5 protein-coding genes are annotated in these 3,602 nt (G+C 71.0%); 2 read left to right on the top strand and 3 right to left on the bottom strand.

Features of this window, described 5'->3' with window-relative positions; genetic code table 11:
* A partial coding sequence (locus G3573_RS20795; protein WP_163263563.1) for a hypothetical protein occupies positions 1 to 190 on the bottom strand: 190 nt, incomplete at its 3' end.
* Between the two features lie 134 nt (positions 191 to 324).
* Positions 325 to 1,206 carry a flagellar motor stator protein MotA gene (motA, locus tag G3573_RS20800; protein ID WP_163263564.1) on the bottom strand — a complete coding sequence of 294 codons (882 nt, stop codon included), beginning with the start codon at positions 1,204 to 1,206 and terminating at the stop codon, positions 325 to 327.
* A 112-nt stretch (positions 1,207 to 1,318) separates the two neighbouring features.
* Between motA and G3573_RS20805 the strand changes: the two genes are divergently transcribed.
* Both G3573_RS20805 and G3573_RS20810 read left to right on the top strand, forming a co-directional pair.
* Positions 1,319 to 1,750 carry a hypothetical protein gene (locus G3573_RS20805; RefSeq protein WP_163263565.1) on the top strand — a complete coding sequence of 144 codons (432 nt, stop codon included), beginning with the start codon at positions 1,319 to 1,321 and terminating at the stop codon, positions 1,748 to 1,750.
* Between the two features lie 44 nt (positions 1,751 to 1,794).
* Complete coding sequence (locus G3573_RS20810) at positions 1,795 to 3,078, top strand: MFS transporter (RefSeq protein ID WP_163263566.1); 1,284 nt, start codon at positions 1,795 to 1,797, stop codon at positions 3,076 to 3,078.
* 253 nt (positions 3,079 to 3,331) lie between these two features.
* Here the strand turns inward: G3573_RS20810 and G3573_RS20815 are convergent.
* Positions 3,332 to 3,602, bottom strand: a 271-nt coding sequence (locus G3573_RS20815; protein ID WP_276208766.1) for a GcrA family cell cycle regulator, incomplete at its 5' end; no start/stop codon positions are given.

Here is a 3,602-nt window from a genome sequence, read left to right on the forward strand (position 1 = left end):
GAGCGGCAGCGGCGTCGGCGGCCGGAGCAGCGGCGTCAGCGGCCGGAGCAGCGGCGGCGTCGGCGGCCGGGGCTTCAGCGGTGGCTTCGGCGGTCGGCTCGGCGGCGGCCGGAGCTTCTTCTTTCTTTTGGCAAGCGGCGACCGACAGAGCGGCGATGGCGACGGTGGCGACGACGAGCTTACGGATCATGTTCCCAGGTCCCTTCAGAAGGTTAAGAGCGCCAGGATGGGAATCCCGTGCTCCAGCTACGGAATATCGCGAGTTCCATCACACTCGCAAGAGGCGATTTCACGGATGCGTGATTGCGGCGCAGGTTGTTGCCCTTACGCCGCCTGGGCCACGTCCTGCGGCTGGGCGTTCAGCGCCTCTTCCAGCTCCAGGAAGCTGGGCTGGGCCGGGCTCGGCACGTGGCCGCGGCCGATCTCGACCGAGATCTGGGCGGCGTTGCCGTGCAGGTGGGCGACCAGCACCGCCTGGATGATCTTGTAGACCGAGCCCTCCTCGTCGACGACCTCCTTCAGGCGCGTGGCCATCGGGCCGACCAGGCCGTAGGCCAGGAACACGCCCAGGAAGGTGCCGACCAGGGCGCCGCCGATCATGCCGCCCAGCACTTCCGGCGGCTCGGTGATCGAGCCCATGGTCTTCACCACGCCCAGCACGGCGGCGACGATGCCCAGCGCCGGCAGGGCGTCGGCCAGGTTCTGCAGGGCGTGGGCCGGGGCCAGGGCCTCGTGATGGTGCTTCTCGAGTTGCTTCTCCATCGCGTCCTCGACCTGGTGGGGATCCTCCAGGTTCATGGTCATCATGCGGATGGTGTCGCAGATGAAGTCGAGCGCGAAGTGGTCCTTCATCACCTTCGGGAAGCGGGTGAAGATGGCGCTCTCGTGCGGGTTCTCGATGTGGCTCTCCAGCGCGATGACGCCCTTGGCCTTCATCGTCTTGGTCAGCACGAACATCAGCGAGAGCAGGTCGCGGTAGTCCGTCCCCTTCCACTTCGGGCCGGCGAACACCTTGCCGAAGCCGCCCATGGTGGCCTTCAGGGTCGAGGTCTTGTTCGAGATCAGGAACGAGGCCACGCCGGCGCCGCCGATGGCCATCATCTCATGCGGCAGGGCGTGCATGATCACGGCCATGTTGCCGCCGGAGATGATGTAGCTGCCGAACACCATCGCGAACAGCACGACGATGCCGATGATCTGGAACATGGGAACGGCCCGAGCTTAGGTTTCGGGGCCAACCTGAACGTTAATCATTAAAGCGCGGTTGCGGAGAACGCGGGGACTTGGCGTCGCCGTGCGAGCCGCTTATCAGGCCGCCATGTCCGTAACGGCGCGCCGCCTGACCCGTCCAGAGGTGAACCTGATCGTGGTCGCCGGTCGACTGACCGGCGAGGACCTCGACGCGGTGGCGCGTGCGGCGGAGGCTTCGGTCATCACCCCGGACCGGCACACCCTGGCGTATTTCCGCGGGGACGCGTCGGTCGAAGGCTTGCCGCTGTCGGCCATGGCGCGGCTGCGCCACGCGCTTCGTGGGCCGGAGCGGATGCGCGACGCCCGCCCCGACCGACGCATCGCCCTGGTCAGCCCGGCCCTCGCCAGCGAGCCGTTGATGAAGCTGTGGACCGCGTTCGCGACGGCCGGCGAGGGGCGCATCGCCGAGACCCGCGCCTTTCGGACTTTCGCCGCCGCCGCGGGCTGGCTCGGTCTGAACGGCGTCGACCTCGACGTCCTGCTGCAGCTGGCCGCCTGATCGCCGGTTTGCGCCGCCCCTCACACGGGCGTAAGGCTCAGCTCGTGTCCGCGCCCGATCTCGCCCGCCGCCGCGCCTTCGCCGTCGTCTTCGCGGCGCTGATGTCCACCGCCGCCGGCGGCAACGCCCTGGTCTCGGTGCTGCCGGCCATCGGCCGCGAGATCGGCGTCTCCGACACCCTGATCGCGGCGGTGTTCTCGCTCTCGGCCCTGTTCTGGACCTTCTCGGCGCCGCTGTGGGCGCGAAAATCCGACCGGGTCGGACGCCGGCCGATGATCCTGCTCGGCCTGGGCGGCTACACCGTCTCCATGCTGCTGTTCGGCCTGGTGGTGCTGGCCGGCCTGCACCAGTTGGCCGTCCCGGTCGCGGTGTTCGCCGGCATGGCGGTGGCCCGCTCGCTCTACGGACTGCTGGGCTCCGCCGCCAGCACCTCGGCCCAGGCCTATGTCGCCGACCGCACCGCCCCGGAGGAGCGCACCGACGCGCTGGCCCTGGTGGCCTCGGCCTTCGGGCTGGGCACCATCACGGGACCTGCGCTGGCGCCCTTCTTCGTCCTGCCGGGCGTCGGCCTGGCCGGGCCGATGTTCTGCTTCGCGGTGATCGGCGTCTGCGTGCTGTGGGCCGCCTGGCGCTGGCTGCCGGCCGGCGACTACATCGCCACCCCGCAGGGCGAAAGGCCGACCCACGCCACCGCGCCGAAGCTCGGCCTGTGGCGCGACCCGCGCGTCGCGCCCTTCCTGATGTGGGGCCTGGCCGCCGGCAGCGCCCAGGCGGTGAACGGCCAGGTGCTGGGCTTCCACGTCATCGACCGGCTGCACATGAGCCCGGCCGAAGCCCAGTCCTTCATCGGCCTGGCCATGTTCGGCGGCGCCGCGGCGACCCTGGCCGCCCAGTGGGGGCTGATCCGCCTGCTGCACCTGTCGCCGCGCGCCCTGCTGCGCTGGGGCGCGGCGCTGGCCCTGCTGGGCAACCTGGCCGCCGGCTTCGCCCACGACTACTACGGGGTGGTGATCGGCTTCGCCCTGCTGAGCCTGGGCTACGGCTTCACCCGCCCGGGCTTCACCGCCGGCGCCTCGCTGGCGGTCGGCCCGACCGAGCAGGGCGCGGTCGCCGGCGCGGTCGCCGCGGTCAACGGGGCCTGCTGGCTGGTCGCCCCGGTCGTGGGCGTGGCGCTCTACGAGTGGCGCGCGCCCAGCCCCTACCTGCTCAACGCCGCCATCCTGCTGGCCCTGGCCGCCGCCGCCTTCGCCGTGAAGGCCCTGGCCACCGCCGGCCAGCGCCCGGCCAGCACTGCGCCCGGCGTCGACGAACCGCAGGCGAAGCCTTGATTACAGCCTCCCTTCTCCCCTTGCGGGAGAAGGTGGCGCGCGGAGCGCGTCGGATGAGGGGTGACGGCGCAAACGCCGGCCGCGATCAGCCCAACAATGCTCTTCATCCTGACGCCTCGGCGCAGACACCCCTCATCCGGCCGGCTCCGCCGGCCACCTTCTCCCGCAAGGGGAGAAGGAAGAGCTCTGCCCGCAACGAGAAAGGGCGGACCTTTCGGCCCGCCCTTTCGTGTGTCTCGCCTGATCGCTGGGATCAGATGTAGCGGCGCAGCGCGCGGGCCAGTTCGTTGGCGCCGCCCTTCTTGCCCTTCTGGGCCGGCTGGTAGGCCACCCGGGCGTGCTCGACGCAGTACGGGCTCTCGCCGGCGCGGCGGCCGCAGAAGCTGAACTCGTTGGAGCTCGGGTCGCCGATCGGCCACTTGCACATGTGGGCGCCGAGCGTCAGCACGGTGGCCGTGCCGGACAGCTCCACGAACGGGGCCGGGGCCGGAGCCGCCGGACGCGGCGCGGGCTCGACCCGGCGC

It is taken from the genome of Caulobacter sp. 17J65-9, from assembly GCF_010975005.1.
GTDB lineage: Bacteria > Pseudomonadota > Alphaproteobacteria > Caulobacterales > Caulobacteraceae > 17J80-11.